2 protein-coding genes are annotated in these 2,106 nt (G+C 74.9%); both read left to right on the plus strand.

Features of this window, described 5'->3' with window-relative positions; all coding sequences use genetic code 11:
* Positions 1-108 precede the first annotated feature (108 nt).
* Entirely contained in the window at positions 109-1,212 is a 1,104-nt protein-coding gene (locus B7767_RS16675) for an acyl-CoA dehydrogenase family protein (protein WP_085572885.1), read from the plus strand.
* Positions 1,200-2,106, plus strand: a 907-nt coding sequence (locus B7767_RS16680) for a dihydroorotase family protein (protein ID WP_143652513.1), incomplete at its 3' end; no start/stop codon positions are given. The genes B7767_RS16675 and B7767_RS16680, both read left to right, overlap by 13 nt.

Here is a 2,106-nt window from a genome sequence, read left to right on the forward strand (position 1 = left end):
CTCCGTCGCCGGCAAACACGTCACCTTCCAGGGCTCGTTCGCCCTGGCACCCCTGAGTCACCTTCAATTCGAGGAGGTCGCCCAATGCCTGGCGTTGTCGGGAGCCGGTTGAGCCCACGGCTCACGCCCGCGCTGCGCGCACTGCTGCGCGAGGGAGCCGAACGGGCCGAAGCGGCGGGCGAGGCGGACCGCGAGGCGCTGACGGCGCTGCGTACCAGCGGCCTGCTCGCCACCGCCGTCCCCACCGAACACGGCGGCGCGGGCCGGGACGCCGCCGCGGTGAACGCGCTGGTCGAACAGATCGCCGCCGTCAGCCCCTCCATGGCGATCATCGCGTTCCAGCACTTCGCCGTCAGCGCCCGCATCGCCGACTGGGGCACCGCGCGGCAACGGGCCCGCTGGCTGCCGCGACTGGCCGACGGGACCTGGCTGGCCGCCTCCGCGTGGAGCGAGAGCGGCGCGGGCGCCGCCAAGCAGAACCTGTCCACCACCGCCGAACGCCGTACGGACGGCACCTGGGTGCTGAACGGCTCCAAGGCCTTCACCACCGGCGCGGGCGTCGCCGACCTCTACCTGGTCCTGGTCCGCACCGCCCGGCCCGACGCCGCCCCGGCGTCCGGCTACGGAGCACCGGGGCAGACCTTCTTCCTCGTCGGCGCCGACAACCCCGGACTGGTCCCCGAACTCGGCCTGGACCTGGCCGGCATGCGGGGCTCCGCCACCGGACTGGTCTCCCTCGACGGGGCCGTCGTCACGGACGACGACCGGCTCGGCCCGGAGGGACAGGCCGCCACCATCATCGCCTCGGTCCGCGAGAGCGGGGCCAGCCTCGGCGCGGTCTCCGTCGGCACCGCGCAGGCCGCCCTCGACCTGGCCGTCGCACACGCCCACGACCGCGGACTCATGGACCTGCCTGCCGTACGACACCGGCTGGTGGGCCTGGCCACCCGCCTGGAGGCGGCCCGCGCGGTGGTGGAGCGGGCGGGGGCGCGCACCTCCGCCGACCCGGGCCTGACCACCCTGCACAGCAAGCTGCACGCCACCGAGGCCGCCGAGGAGATCTGCCTCGACGTCGCCCGCATGCTCGGCTCGGCCGGGTACCGGGACGGCGCGCGGATCGGCCGGCTGCTCGCGGACGCGCGCGGCGTCTCCCTCATGGGCCCGACCAACGACCTGTGCCGGGAACTGGTGGCGGTGTCGTGGACCGGCTGACCCCCACCCCCGAACTCGTCGTCAGCGGACGCCGGCTGGTCACCCCGCAGGGCGTGCGCCCCGGCCACGTGTCCGTCACCGGCGGACGCATCACCGCCGTCACGGACACCGACCCCGGGCCCGCCGCCGCCCGCCTCGACGCGGGCGAGCACTACGTGCTGCCCGGACTCATCGACTCCCACGTCCACTTCCGCACCCCGGGCCTGACCCACAAGGAGGACTGGGAACACGGCAGCAGGGCCGCCGTGCGCGGCGGCGTCACCACCGTGATGGACATGCCGAACACGGTGCCGCCGACGCTCACCCCCGAGACGGCGTCCGCCAAGGCGGCCCTCGTGGACGGGCACTCCCTGGTCGACTACCGGTTCCACCTGGGACTCGACCCGGACCGCCCCGAACTGCTGGCCGACCTGGACGCGCGCACCGCCACCAGCGTGAAGATCTTCATGGCCGGACACCACACGGCCCCCACCGTGGTGCGCGACCCGGACCAGCTGGAGAAGGCGTTCGCCGCGGCCGCCCAGGGCGGCGTCCAACTGGTCCTGCACGCCGAGGACGACGGGCTGTTCGCCCTGCTGGACTCCTGGTGGGGCGAGCCCGCCAGCTACCTGGAGTACGAGGAGCGCCGCCCGCGCACCGGCGGCATCGTCGCCGTCGCCAAGGTCCTGGAACTGGTGCGCCGCCACGGCACCCGCGCGCACATCCTGCACCTGTCCAGCGCCGAGGAGGCCGACCTGGTGTGCGCGGCGCGGGCGGCCGGGCTCCCCGTCACCTTCGAGGTCACCGGACACCACCTGTCGTTCACCGACGAGGACACCCGCCGCCTGGGCGCCCGCACCCGCCTCTCCCCGTCCATCCGCGGCACGGACGACCAGGACCGGCTGTGGCGGGCGC

Source organism: Streptomyces sp. 13-12-16 (genome assembly GCF_002114215.1).
In the GTDB taxonomy this organism is placed as follows: Bacteria; Actinomycetota; Actinomycetes; order Streptomycetales; family Streptomycetaceae; genus Streptomyces.